7 protein-coding genes are annotated in these 13,907 nt (G+C 56.2%); 1 reads left to right on the top strand and 6 read right to left on the bottom strand.

The features are described from left to right. Positions 1 to 73: 73 nt before the first annotated feature. The 5 genes from BLR08_RS04980 to BLR08_RS04960 all read right to left on the bottom strand — a co-directional run bounded on the left by BLR08_RS04980 (position 74) and on the right by BLR08_RS04960 (position 11,655). Positions 74 to 4,825, bottom strand: a complete 4,752-nt coding sequence (locus tag BLR08_RS04980; protein WP_072327597.1) for an Ig-like domain-containing protein — start codon at positions 4,823 to 4,825, stop codon at positions 74 to 76. Between the two features lie 603 nt (positions 4,826 to 5,428). Then, positions 5,429 to 7,069 (bottom strand): extracellular solute-binding protein, encoded by a 1,641-nt coding sequence (locus BLR08_RS04975; protein ID WP_072327598.1) that lies wholly within the window; start codon positions 7,067 to 7,069, stop codon positions 5,429 to 5,431. Positions 7,070 to 7,126: 57 nt separating this feature from the next. Next, a complete protein-coding gene (locus BLR08_RS04970; protein ID WP_072327599.1) occupies positions 7,127 to 7,996 on the bottom strand; it encodes a carbohydrate ABC transporter permease in 870 nt (289 codons plus the stop codon). A gap of 47 nt (positions 7,997 to 8,043) precedes the next feature. Further along, positions 8,044 to 9,021: an ABC transporter permease gene (locus tag BLR08_RS04965; protein WP_072327600.1), complete on the bottom strand. Its 978-nt coding sequence runs from the start codon at positions 9,019 to 9,021 to the stop codon at positions 8,044 to 8,046. A gap of 222 nt (positions 9,022 to 9,243) precedes the next feature. Further along, positions 9,244 to 11,655: a helix-turn-helix domain-containing protein gene (locus BLR08_RS04960; RefSeq protein ID WP_176835414.1), complete on the bottom strand. Its 2,412-nt coding sequence runs from the start codon at positions 11,653 to 11,655 to the stop codon at positions 9,244 to 9,246. 384 nt (positions 11,656 to 12,039) lie between these two features. On the opposite strand from BLR08_RS04960, the gene BLR08_RS04955 reads away from it, so the two are divergent. After that, complete coding sequence (locus BLR08_RS04955; protein ID WP_143014330.1) at positions 12,040 to 12,282, top strand: hypothetical protein; 243 nt, start codon at positions 12,040 to 12,042, stop codon at positions 12,280 to 12,282. A gap of 150 nt (positions 12,283 to 12,432) precedes the next feature. Here the strand turns inward: BLR08_RS04955 and glgA are convergent, their stop codons facing one another. Then, positions 12,433 to 13,869, bottom strand: coding sequence for a glycogen synthase GlgA (gene glgA / locus BLR08_RS04950; protein WP_072327603.1), 1,437 nt, complete (start codon positions 13,867 to 13,869; stop codon positions 12,433 to 12,435). Between the last annotated feature and the right edge of the window lie 38 nt (positions 13,870 to 13,907).

Genomic DNA, 13,907 nt, shown 5'->3' with positions numbered 1-13,907 from the left:
AGATCCGCACGCATGCGGACCTCCTTCAAAAAAGAGCGCATATGGAGGCTTGCGCCAGAGCGATAAATCGGTGTCAGTTCAAGCTGGACGTAATTTCGTACGTTTTGTAGCCGTTCGACTGCGCAATATCGACATTGAAGTAAATGCTGCGGCCGCTGACCGTAAACGGTACGGATGCGCCGTCAACCTTGACCGCCAGGTTGTTCATGGAGAAATCCGACGGCAGGGAAATGCGCAGCGAACCTCCGCTTTTTCCGGCGAAACGACCCTTCATCAGCGTACGGCTTACCTTTTGGGCGCTGAATCCGAAATCCCCGTTTATGACCTCCAGGATGAAGCCGCCCAAGCCGATTTTTTTGCCTTCAAACAAAGCCATCGCCTGCCAGCTGGCATATCCGATTTTGCCGATGAACAAGAAGTTAGCGCCGGTCACATTAAGCTGCGGGTCATTTTTTCCTGTCATAAATACATATTCATTGTCGTTGATCATGGCTCCATACACGGCGCTTGTGACGGTCAGCGGACCTGAGCCGTACGTGCTTCCCGTTACGGTTCCGGAGCCGACGCCCTTCGGTGCGACGATATGCATCTGCGACCCGACTCCGGACTTAACCGGGTACAGATACGGAATTTCTCCGATGTGCTTGTAGCCCGAGTTATTCCAGTAGAACGTGCCGGAAGCGGATGGGCTCAGGTCGTCGTAGATCGACAAGTAATCGTCGCGAACCATCATGACTCCGCGTCCCAGATAAGAGGCCGACTTGCCTTCCGCTCTGTAATACTGCGCGAAGTCGAAGTTATAGAGCACGCCCTCCACCGGCCGGTCCCCCAGCGATACGCCCGAGCCTGTCGGCACGAAGTCGGACAACAGCTGGACGTTCAGGCTGTCGCCGTTGGTCTCCGCATCGTTCCAGCTTTGGCGTCTTCCCTTCGCCGAGTAGATCAGATTGCCGTTGGAGACGGTGGACCAGCGGTAAGCGGGGCCGTACAGCTGCTGCACATTGACATACGCTTCATTGGGTCCGCCGAAGTCATAGCGCATGACGGCGCCGTAATCGCTGTACAAGATCGATTCCAAAGCCGGCTTCACGCCGCGGGTCCCCTTCGAGACGCTCCACTCCAGATTTCTGCCAAGCGTGACATTGACCGGGTTCGCGCTGCTCTTCAGCGCAGCTATGGTCGCCTCGAACACATTGTCGAATTCACCTCCCGGCAGGTCGCTCGCGAGCGCATGCGCCCCTTGAGGCGGCATCATGCGTACGCCTCCCTCGGCCGGAACCATAATATTCAAGTTCCACCGCATCCAGTCCCGGAACTTCGGATGGTCGAACAGATCGGTGCCGTCGTATTGCTTCAGCCCCCAATAAGCCATCAGCGAAGGCCTCAGAGAAGCAAGGCTGTAGGTCGTCGGATTCTCGTACCAGCGCCCTCCCTTGGCGTCGAATTCCGCTCTCTGCCTGCGGACGAATACACTGAGCCATTCATGGTAATACGTCATGAATTCGTTTTTCCACATCGGCGCGGCGGGATGCTCAGGGAATACGCCGACGCTGATCGCAAGCGCCTGCTTGCCGTCGATAGAGAAGTTCGCATGACCCGAGATCATCGAAGTGTGCGGGAAGTTCGTGTCCTCGGCCGTGTTATAGGCGTTGAACGCCAGCAGAGCTCTGGCCTGCTGCCGCTGGGCCGGGGTCCAGCTCCATCTGCTGTTTGCGTACTCCTCCAGCATCGTACGGTCATTGCGCTGCGGCAGCGAAGCATCCATAAACCGCTCCACAATCGGGTTAAACTTGTAATTCATCTGGAAGTTCAGCCAGGTCGAGTAAGTTGTCGTTTCATTGCCTGACATATTCCGTTCTCCGCCCGGCAAATCGAGCGCAAGCTCCGGATCATCGGCCCAGTCCAGCACCAGATCCTTGTAGCGGTCCAGGCTGAAGTCCGACAGCTTCTGCCACAGCCGAACCTCGGGGCCCGCCCCCCACTTGTTCTCGTAGCCGGTCATGGACGAATTCGCCAGCCAGGTCTGGCCTGCCGTCGTTCCCGTGCGCGAGCCGACGATCACCTCGCTGCGCGGAATCAGCCCGAGCGCCCAATGCCGCTCCGTGCCTTCCAGCCGCACCCGCATGTACTTATCGCCATCCGCGCTGTAGAAGTTTAAATTATGCGCGCCAGGAGATTGATAGAAAAACCGCTGGGACGTCTTCCAGTCGCGGTTGCGGTACAGGCTGAATATCAGGGCGTTGGCGCCGTCATCCTTCCAAAACACGGTGGACCGCATAATGCCGTAGTTGTTGACCGCATACAGCCCAAGCTCGTAAGGAAGCTTGCCGCCCGCCCCCAGCTTGTCGGTGAACTTGCCCGAATACGCCGGGGTATAACCGCCGTTGCTGATGACCAGCCGGCCGTCGGGATTGATGCCGTTCATCATTGAGAACTTGAAGTACGTCTCATCCCCGGGCTCGAATCCGCTCATCGTCTCGTCGACGGTGACATGCCGGTCGCCCTCCCGCAGCGTCAGCCGGACCTTGTACGTCCGGTCGCCGGTGAACGTATAGGCAATCTCGTAGGTCAAAGAGAGCTGATTGTGCTCGGTAACAGCCCCGGTGATCGAGGTCGTCTTCACGTTCGCCGGCCCTTGGAAGGAGCCGAGCCCCGCCCACGATTGCCCATCCCGCGAGATGGCGATAATCGGAGCCGTCGTCTGGGACAATGCCTGACCGTCCGGATAATTTACCGTGCCTGCCGGCACTTTGAGCTGCTGTCCGCCGGTCGCCAGAATCGCCACGCCGCCCGGCTGCTGCTGCACCGTGATCACCGGAGGGAAGGCAGCGGCATAATCGTAGGCCGGATCATAGTCCAGCAGGAACGACTTGACCGCTCCCTTCGGGAGATTGGAGCGAAAGCCGATGACAGCGCTTGTAAGATACCCCTGCTGATCCTCGGCTATATTCGTTAGCTCATAGGCCGTCTCCTGTCCCGCCGCCGTCGTGAGCCTTAGGCCATTTTTCTTCACGGTCCCCGCAGGAAACGACAGCGGATAGTGCAGAAGCTCCTCCGGAAAATCGTAGATATTTAAATAATCGCGGAGCACGAAAACCTTGCTCCAGATCCCTTGGCCAAAAGCCGGAACGGTTACAGTGCAAGTGGCCGTCCGTCCGCCGTCATCCGACCTCACGGTAATGACCGCTTGACCGGCTCCCCGGGCGATGACGAGTCCCGCCGCATCTACGGTTGCTACGGACTCATCGCTGGAGCTCCATGTCAGCCGATCCTTGTGCGTTGCATTCGAAGGCGTCACGCTTGCAGTCAACAGCTCGGTCGCTCCCGGCTGAACGGTCGCTGAGGTCTTGTTCAGCGCGATACCCGTGACGGCCGTCTTCGTGACAGTCACTTGCGCGCTGGCCGTGAAGCCTCCGTCCACCGTCGTGGCTGTGATCGCAGCCTGGCCGGACTGAAGTCCGCGGACAACCCCCGCTTCGTCGACCCTTGCGACCGCCGGATTGCTGGAGCTCCAAGCTACGGCTTTATTGGACGCATGAACGGGTGCAACGGTCGCATACAGCCGTTCTGTTTTATTTTCTTCCAGGGTAATAGCCGATTTATTGAGCGATACCCCGGTCGGATGCTGGATATATACCTGGACTGTACACCAGGCCGTATGTCCGCCGTCGCGGGTACGAATGGTCAGCACGGCCGTTCCCTCGCCAACGGCCTTGACCCGGCCGAATTCGTCGACATTGACTACCGCCGGGTTGCTGTTCGACCAGGTGACGCCCTGATCCTTCGCATGGTAAGGCTGGATGTCATAGGCGAGACTGGCGCTTTCCCCCAGAGACAGATTAAGAGCGGACTGACTAAGCGTCACGCCTGTTACGGGAATATTCGGCAAATCCTGGTATACGTCCATTACTTCAGACGAGCTGAGCGCACGGTTATAAATCTTGACCTCATCCATGATCCCCTTATGGAAATAGTTCTCGTTATTTTTGCCTATCCACAAATCCCGGTTCGGATAAAGCAGCGGACCTGCGAAGGTTGCCTGCCCGGCGAACTGGCCGTCCTGATAAATTTTCATCGTTCTGCTGGCTTGATCCCAAGTCATCGCCACATGCTTCCACTTCCCGAACATTGTCGTAATCGGATGGTACGTATTGACAACCTCGCGGGTTGAATCGTTTTTCAGCATGAAGGAGAAGCGGGTGCCCGACGCGGCGAGGCCCATTTCCAATCCGTTGCCGCTCGTCCGGAAGCCATCGTCCCAGGAGATGAACTTGTGGATGCCATTGCTCTGAACCTCAGGCTGTACCCACATGGCAATCGTAAATCCGGTGCGCAGATCGTAACCGGAAGCCGGCCCCCCGCTTAGAAAGGCGTTTGTCCCGTTAAAGTACATCCCCTTCGAATTGCGTCCCAGGGCGGTTTGCGTCGTATTGTTCATGGTAGCGGTGTGCTGATTTCCCGACATATCGGGAACCGTCCCGTTCGTAACTTGCTCGAAATCCCAATACGCGATCAGCCCGGGAAGCTGGGTCGCGTATACGTTCATAACAACGGGCATCGGGCTGCCGTACACGGCCGGGGTTACGGCCGGCGGCCCGCTCCCGTAGACTGATTCGGCGACATTGCCCGCTGCGGGCGAATCGGAAGCTTCCATCGAAGGCCCCCCTTCGATAGGCATGGTGGCAGAGTTGCTAGCGGCGGCGGATAGTTCCGCATCGGCAGCATAGACGCCCTGAGAGCCGGGAGGGGCAAGCCCCCACAGCTCGCTGAGCAGCATGGAGACAGCCAACGCCGTGCTGAGAAACCGTATTTTCAATCGCGACATAAGATTGACTCCTTTACTATTGAATAGTCGATCAAAGGCATTTCCTTTGATCCAGGCGACATCTTGTGACTCGATTACCGGTTAATCCTGCATCGGCAGCAAGGCGACCAGTCCTGCAAACACGAGGATTGCCGTGCTCCTGCTTAAAGATTGCGCGTCGCCGGGCGGCTGCCCGTGTCGCGGGACTGACTCGCAGAGATGCTGTTCGCTGGATATAGCGGCTTGCCGTATACATAGAGGTCACGCTTGATCAAAGCTCTGCTTGCTACATACGCCAACGGACACGACATAAGCGGGTAGTTCGCTCCTTTCGACAACGCCAGTTCCGACGTCTCTCATATTCGACAACAATTACTGAGGGCTTCCGGTGTCGAATCTTGATGTCCTGAGTCTGTGCGGGCGTTCGCCTCGGAGCCTGTGGAGCGCAGTCACCTCCTTTCGGTGAAATGGCTTCCTGCTGCATGGTATTCAAGAAAGCGCTATCACATCACCGGACAACTGGCTTATCTTTATAGTTCCGCCGTCCTCGTCCGCTGCATGAATCCGAAGACGCCTAACCGGTCGAAGCGGGAGCTCCGACCGGCAGACGCCCGGGCGCGGGTATTATTTTTTTTGCGCGGCCAAATACGCTTCCAGCTGCTTTTTGATTTCCTCGCGTATTTTTTCCAGCCCCATCTTCTTCATTTTCTCCAGCGCCTCGTTGTAGATGCCTTCGTAGTTGTCCGTCAGCCCAAGCATGGCGATCGTGCGCGCCTTCTTGAACTCGGGACCTACCTTCGCCAGCTCGCTCTTGATCGGCTCGGCATTCAGCGTAAAGCCGGCGATCGGGGATTTGACAAACGATTCCTGCTTCGCCGTATATTGCTCGATTTTCAGGCCGCTTTCCGGGAAGTCATCCGGATATCTGACAAAGGACGGGTTCCACGTGAGCACATAACCCGGGAAGCTGTAAACCTTGGAGGGGTCTGCGCCAGCCGGAACCTTGAACTTGTCGTTGCCCACCGGCTCCCAATGCTTGCCCTGTATCCCGTATTCGAACAAATCATGGTTTTGCGGGTCGGCGTACAGCCATTCGAAGAAAGCCATCACCCGGTCCGCATTTTTCGACGTAACCGGTATGCTGGAGAAGTTCCAGGCCTTGAAGTCGGTCGTCAGCGAACCCGGCTTGCCCTCGGCTACGCCCGGCACCAGGCTGACATATTCGAGCTCAGCCCCCGGAATCGCCTGAGCCAGCTCACGGTGCAGGGTGGCGCTTCCCGTATCTCCGCCGATAACGGCGAACTTGCCGGACTTGAAGAAGCCTGTGTCGTCCTTCTGGCTGATGACATCCTTCTCCATATAGCCTTTCTGCTGCCACTTGCGGGCCGTGATTTCATTGACGTACGCATTCTCCTTCTGATTCATCGGAGCCGGCAGCTTGGAAATATCTTCGCCGTGGAAGACGACGTCAACCTTGCCGTCCTTGATCGCAAATTTGGTCAGCAGATCGCCGGCCAATATCGCCGAATAGCCGCTCGGCTTCGTATACGGCTCCAGCCAGTTGCCCAGCGAGGCCAGCGAGCCTTTGACTCCGAAAGGCACCATGCCCTTCTCGTTTTTGAGCACGGCGTCAAAGAACGCTTCCAGATCGGCGACGGATTTGATTTCAGGCAGGCCGTACTTGACGCGGAGATCCTTGCGCACGATCAGCGTGCCGGCCGCGCCGTAGTTGCGGGTGAACGGAATGCCGTAAATATGCTCCTCGTTTTTTCCGTCGACAAACTTATTGTTATTGATATACTCCGGAGGGAATGCTTTCTTCAGACCCGGATACTTGTCGTTGTTGAAGTAGGAATCCAGTTGGATATACGTCCCCTTGGAGATCATCTGCGGCATCGTATTCCACTGCGCGTCGAATACCGCATCCACCTGCTCGCCGGAAGCGAGCTTCAGGCCGATCTTTTCCTTGAGCTGATCCCAGGGCACCCAGTTGAACACAAGCTTCGTATTCAGCGTATCCTTGGTTCGGTTGTAGAATTCGTCCAGCACAGCCTGCTGGTCCTTCGGCGGATCGCCGGGAAAGTAAAAATGCAGGGTAACCGGGTCCGGCGTGTTCTTGGATGGAGCCGGCGTCGGGGTCCCGGGGCTCGGAACCTGTTTGTCATCCGGCTTCGCCGGCTGCTGCCCTTGGGGCGCCGTGCAGCCTGCGAGCATTAGGGACATAGCTGCCGCTACCGTTACGTACTGAATCGTTTTCTTGTTCAAATCTTGTACCCTCCTCTGAGCTAAAGCCAATATGTGAACCGGCAGTTGACGCCGGATTCAACCTTTTACCGCGCCTACCGTCAAGCCTTGAACGAAATATTTCTGAATAAAGGGGTACAGCAGCACGATGGGTCCGATCGTCAGGATGACGGTCGCCATGCGTATGGTGTAGGAAGGAACGCTGACCGCCCCCGTATACAGCTGATTGGTAAAGTTCATGCTGCTGATGATGCGGATAATAAGCGATTGCAACGGGTATTTGGCCGGATCGTCGATAAACAAAATCGCTTTGAACCATTCATTCCAATAATCCAGCGCGTAGAACAGCGATATCGTCGCCAGCGCCGGCAGCGACAGCGGCAGCACGATGCGAAACAAAATATAAATATCGTTCGCTCCGTCGATCTTGGCCGATTCCGCCAGCGAATCCGGCAAGGTCATAAAGAAGTTGCGCAGCAAAAACATAAACCACGGGTTGACCAGCGCCGGGAGGATCATAACCCATATGCTGTTGCTCAGGTGCAGGTACTTGGAGATCAGGATATACCAGGGCACCAGTCCCCCGTTGAACAGCATCGTAAACCAGATGAAGAACAAGATGGAGTTGCGGTACTTTACGGTCTTGACGGATACCGCATACGATACGGCGCTGGTCATGAGCAAGCTGAGCGCCGTCCCCACGATTGTGACGAACAGCGTCACGGAATAAGCATTGTAGATCACATCGGTCGCAAATATGGCCGTGTAAGCCTCCCAGGAGAACGGCTGGGGCAGTATCCGGTAACCCGACTGCAGCAGCGCCGTCTCATCGGTCAGCGAGCTGCCCAGGACGATCAGGAACGGTATCAGGCATGCGATGGCGAAGAGGGCGCAGCAGCTGTAGAACAAGGTCATGAGCAGCCTTTCGCCGGCTGTCGTTGTTTTCATCGAATTCGGTTCTCCTTTCTCCGCAAAATGATCCGTACTTTCATCATTCAGAACAATGCCGCGTCCTTGTTCAGCTTGCGGACGACGGTATTGCAGCCAAGCACGAGCAGAAATCCGACGATGGACTGATACATCCCGATCGCCGACGACATGGACATATCGCTATATTGACGAAGCGCGCGGAAAACGAACGTATCGATAACATCCGTGGTCGGGTAAAGCAGCGCGTTGTCTCCGATCAGCGCATAGATCATGCCGAAATCCCCATAGAAGATATGCCCTACGGCAAGCAGCAGCAGCAATATCGTCGTATTGCCAAGCAGCGGCACGGTAATATGGCGGATAGCCTGCAGCCGGCTCGCCCCGTCGATACGGGCCGCTTCATAAATTTCCGTATCGATGGAGGTGATCGTCGCCAGATAAATGATGACCCCGTAGCCGGTAGCCTTCCAGACCTTCAGCAGCACCAGCGTGGCCGGCCAGACATCGGGATTCTGGTAGAAGGCGATCGGGTCCAGGCTGATCGACACCAGCAGCTTGTTGATCAGTCCGCCCTCTGTCGCGAAAAGCGAAACCGCAAACATGGACACGATCGGCCAGGAGATGAAATAAGGCAGCAGCATCAGCGACTGAGTCACCCGCTTGAACGGTTTGAAGCCTATCTCCGAGATCATAATGGCGAATACGACCTGCACGGCCAGCCCGACTCCGATAAATAAAGCGTTCAAATAAAGCGTGTTCATCGTTACGATCAGCCAATCGTTGCTGGTGAAAAAGAAATCGAAGTTTTTGAGGCCCACGAATTCGCTTCCAAATATCCCTTTAATCGGATTGTAGTCCTGGAAAGCGATAACCATACCAAACATCGGCAGATAAGCGAACAGGACGAAGTACAGAATCGCCGGTAAAGAAAGGGCATACAAATACTTGTTGCGGTTCAGCTCCTTAAGCAGCCCTCCGCCGAACGCGGCTTCCCGCCTGCGGGATGCTTTCAGGCTGCTTGGGCTGGCGGTTGCAGACTTCATGAGTCTGATCACTCCTTATCCCTATTGTCTCGGATGCAGCGGTCAAGCTCACCGAGCTGTGATCCATGCGCTTATCGTACATGGAGCGGAGCAGGGACAAAAGGCCGAATCTTACCCAAATCGGCCTTTGATAAAAAAACGCCCTGCCTTCAATCCTAACAATGGCGCGGATTGTTAAAAAAATAACCCCACCAGGTGGGGTTTCAGGGTTGCTATTCCGCTTCAAGTCTCGCTGTCCGAAATCCGGGTCTTCGCCGTTTTACGATAATCGTCGGGCGTCTGCCCGGAAGCCTTCTTGAACGCGGAGTAAAAATATTTGCCGCTGCCGAAGCCGACCAGCTCCGCGATCTTGTTGGCATGCAGATCCGTCTCCACCAACATGCGCCTCGCCTCGGCGAATCTCCGTTCGCTGATATAGACGCTTAGCGATTGCTCCGTATGGCTCTTGAATATCGTCCTGACGTAATTCGGAGACAGCCCTACATGCTCGGACACCGCCTCCACGTTCAAGCCGGCATCGCGGAACCTCTCCTCGACAAACTGCTGAATCCGGCGGATCAGCTCCATATTTTTATGCTCGCGGCGTTCCTTGAACAGCTCGGTCAGCTGCGAAGTAAGCCGCACAAACCAGTTCCTGACATCATCCAGATCGTCGCAGCCGGCCATTTCCTGCATGATCGTCTTGTAGGACAACCGGATATCGTCCTCTCCCGGCGGCGCCGCATGGCTGCCCTGCTCGCTCAGCGCCAGTGCCAGCTGGGTAAGCGACAGCAAAATTTCATCATAAGTGAACCGGCAGATGCCCGCGATCGCATCTTCCAGCAGCTCGAGCGCCTTGTCTCTCTCGCCCGATCGGACAGCCTCCAGCAGCCGCTTCTCCAGCTCGAAGGGATAAGCGTACGGGGCCCGCGGAATCGCCGCCAGCTCGCTATGCAGCAGGATGGCGGATTTGCCGTAGATCAGCCGGTACTCCGAGCTTTGCAAAGCGCCCGCGTACGAAAGATGCAGCTGCCTGCGCGCCTCGACCGGCTGGCCGACCGCCGCGGTTAGCACAACGTTCAGATAATGCTGCGCATGCTTCTGCACGTCTGCCAGCAGACGACGCACAGTTTCCAGCGTCTGCTGCGGCTGGGCACCCTCAGCTGTCCCCGTTTCGACCGGGATGCTGACGATAACGGCGATATGATCCGACTCTCCGTCCACAACTTCCGTCCGCAGCTCGGGGTCGAAAGTTTCGGCCGAAATATTCATCAAGGCGAAGCGAAGCAGCGACATGTCTCTGACCGACCGCTTGCCGGCCAGCTCCCGATAGCCGCATAACCGCAGGATGACGACGACAAACGGTCCGTCTTCCAGCCGGATATGCAGATTGGCTATCTGTTCGGCAGCCTCCTCCTCGCTCATCAGCTCGCCCTTGAGCAGCCGCTTCAGCAGATCGGCCCGCAGAGCGGGAAGATTGCCACGTACGGAAGCCTGCAGCTCATGCACATTGCTGACCAGCGAGTCGAATTTCCGGTTTAAATATTCATATTCGCCCAGCACCTCCGGCTCGGGATGCGGTTCGCCGGCCGTTCTTACTTTGCGCAGCAGACGAAGCAGCGGTTTGTACATATTGCGGGTGAGCCAGACCGCGATGACGAGGCTGACCAAGATAAAGATAAACGTCATCATCGCAATGACCCGGGTCAGCTTGGAGAAATTCCACAGCAGCTCCTCATAATCGCCTACGCTCACATACGTCCAGCCGAATGTCGTATCCGACTTGCGGTAGGTGATTAAGGACTTCCGTCCGTCGACCTCATCCATGAAATAGCCTCTATCCGGACCGGCCAGCACTTTGTCGATATAATCGCCTTCGTCCGTAAGCCGGGTATTCACCTTGGTTAACTGGGGATGGGAGATGGCCATCCCTTCTTTGTCGATAATAAACAGCCGGCTTGCCACATCCCCGGTGCGAGGCTTCACGATCTGCTGCAGCGCGCTTTGCTTCAAATTGAAGACAAGCGCCGCCTGCGGCTTCCCGGCGATCTCGTCTTCTACAAACAGAACAGAGATGGCGTGGTAGTCCGTTTCCTTGCCGGCCAGCGAATAGCTGACCTTGCGGGGAATGAAGGCCCGCTCCGTTCCCGGCGACAATCGGCTCAGCTGCTCCACGATACCGGAGTCGAAAAATTCCCCGACAGGCTGGGCTACCGTCAGATTGGAGAATATGCGGTCGGCCTTGGCGTTGTACACATAAACGGATTCGATCAGCGGATTGGAATTGACGATCTCCGTCAGCTTCTGGGAGATGTCGCCCATCTCGACCGACTCGTAGGCGTCTGCGAACAGGGCCTTGAAGATGGGACTGTAGCTGACCGTGCTGTCGTTCAGGCTCGTCGGCACGCTGTAGTACACATGGAATTGGCTGAGATACAAAATTGTCGACGACCAGTACGTCTCTACGACGTTGTACGATTGCTCCAGCATCCTTTCGGACTGATCATGGATTTGCAGCAGCATGCTGCGGGAAAATTGGTTGTAAAGCACGTAAGAGAGCACGCTGAGCAATATGGAGCCGGTCACCACGTACGAGAGCAAAATTTTAATAAGCAGGGCATTTCTGCGCAGATACAACCGAAAGCGAGACAACATGCTAAGCATAACTTCCTCCTGAACATCAGCTTAGAGCAAGCATATCACTGATGTTTTTGGGAAGTCCAGCCATTACTCACAGAATAGGGTTGAAGAACCATGTTCGTGACATAAAGCCCGCAGCCTGAGGCTGGGCTGCCCCGATGGGCTGGAAACGGGACGATTGGCTTAATGAAATCAGGATGCTGCCGAGAAACGTCGAACCGCTGCAAGACATGTCAGCGGCTTTTGTCCGTATCCCATAGGAGACTTTAGGGAGCTTTCGGGTCGGTAGAGTTGTCATATTGCTGCCTTGACCGGCATAGGATGGTCATTGTCACTCTACGGATAATATCCGCAAATCGAATAAGGGCCAGGTGAACGATGATGTGGGAAAGCGTATGGATGAAAGACCAATTGGAAGTACAAATGGATGCCGGCAGCAAAGCCGTTCGAGTCCGTATTCTGGAATCAAGCACCAGCGCGGTTCCTCACGCGCTTGAGCTGGATCGTTCGGGGATGTTTGAGCTGCTGCATACGCTGCTGACCATTAATCATTCCTTCAACAACGAAGGAAGCTATAGATCGGAGTCTCAGCCGCTCCCCGCTTTCGCCAGCAGCGCCCCCTCGGTTTTCAGCCGCGTGTAACCGGCCGCCGCGCCCGGCTATACGACCCGGGTTTGGCCAGTAATTGAACGCCAGTCCGGGCCAGCCGCCCGCATGAAGATGCTTCGTGCGGGCAAACCGAAGAAGCCAGTCCGCGCTTACATGCGCAGACTGGCTTCCTTCTTGCCTGTGTCACACGACTACAGGGATCAGCGATTGGTACAATTCCTTGTATTGCTGGGCCGATTTCTTCCAGCTGAAATCTTTTTTCTTCGTGTTCGCCATCAGATTGGCCCATACGCCGGGCTCATGATACAGGCGAACGGCGCGCTCGATGGTGTACAGCATATCATGGGCATTGTAATTGGCAAATGTAAAGCCTGTTCCTTCCCCTGTTGCTTCATTATAAGGCGTAACCGTATCCTTCAGTCCGCCGGTTTCCCTGACGATCGGCACGCTCCGGTACCGCATCGCGATCAGCTGTCCGATCCCGCATGGCTCGAACAGTGACGGCATCAGGAACAGGTCGGATGCCGCGTACACCTGGCGGGCCAGCGACTCGTCGAACAGGATGTTCGCCGATACTTTGTCCGGGAATGCGCCGGCCGCCCAACGGAACAGCTGCTCGAACTGCGGTTCGCCGGTTCCGACGATAATCCACTGGGCGTCCAGCTCCAGCAGCTCGCCGATCACCCGGTCGATCAAGGCCAGTCCCTTCTGGTCGACCAGCCTTGTGACCAAGGCGATCAGGGGAACGTCTCTGCGCGCCGGCAGTCCGACTCTCTCCTGTAGTCTGAGCTTATTCAGCTGCTTTTTAGCCAGCGAGTCGCGGTAATGGAACTCGACGTGAGGGTCGCTCATCGGATCGAACTCCTCATAGTCGAGCCCGTTGAGTATCCCCTGGAGCCGATGGCTTTGGCTGCGCAGCAGACCGTCGAGGTTTTCGCCATAATAGGGAGTCTGGATTTCTTCGGCATACGTCGGACTAACCGTCGTAATCGCGTCGGAGTACAGCAGCCCGCCCTTCAGGAAGCTCGCGCCCCCGTGGAGCTCCAGCGCGTAGCCGTGGAAATGCTCTTCGCCCAAGGTAAAGTAATCCATGAATTCTTCCTTGCCGAAGACGCCCTGATATCTCAGGTTATGTATCGTAATTACCGTCCGGATATGGGCATAGGCCGGCTGGTAGCTGAAGTGCGCGCGGTACAGGACAGGGATCATGCCCGCCTGCCAGTCATGGCAATGAATAATATCGGGCATGAAGCCCGTATGCTGCAGCGAATCCATGACCGCCCGGCAGAAGAAAGCGAAGCGCTCCGCATCGTCGCCATATCCGTAGCAGCCTTCGCGCCTGAAATAATGCTCGTTGTCGATAAAATAAAAAATAATGCCTTCGTGTTCCAGCTTGTAGATGCCGCAGTACAGTTTTCTCCAGCCCATATGCAGGTCGAAGACGGCCTCCAGCTCCATACGCTCTTTGTAAGCGGACGGAATCTGCGCATAGTTGGGCAGTATGACCCGAACGTCGGCGCCCTGCTTAGCAAGCGCCTTGGGGAGAGAACCGATCACATCGGCAAGTCCCCCCGTCTTGATAAAAGGTACGGCTTCTGAGGCGGCAAATAACACTTTCATGGCTTCCCACCACTCCTTTTTATACAGCGCCGCAGCAA

The sequence above is a fragment of the Paenibacillus sp. cl123 genome, assembly GCF_900101595.1.
Classification (GTDB): domain Bacteria; phylum Bacillota; class Bacilli; order Paenibacillales; family NBRC-103111; genus Paenibacillus_G.
The sequence above is the reverse complement of the archived record's forward strand: the minus strand, read 5'-3'. Positions and strand labels throughout refer to the sequence as shown.